Below are 270 nucleotides of genomic sequence, written 5' to 3'. Positions count from 1 at the left end.
AGCTATACCCTCCGGAAGCGACATCAGGGTGCCCACCCGGGCGCTCTCCGCAGCGAAGCAAGGAGAAGCGGAGCGTCCGGGTGCGGTGGGTTCCCCTGCAGGAGCGGAGGAAGGGTATAGCGTACCCACCCACCCAGCCCCTGTAGGAACAAGGACGAATACCGCTTTCCGTGCGGAATCCAAGCGGAACCGCGCATCCCACGTGGAAGCAAAAGCTCAACGTAAAGCCCCCGAGTCTCATTGAACTGCGCCCCGAAACTTGGACGCATT

This window comes from Rothia sp. HMSC061C12, from assembly GCF_001815755.1.
In the GTDB taxonomy this organism is placed as follows: Bacteria; Actinomycetota; Actinomycetes; order Actinomycetales; family Micrococcaceae; genus Rothia; species Rothia mucilaginosa.
This window is presented reverse-complemented; position numbering follows the sequence as displayed.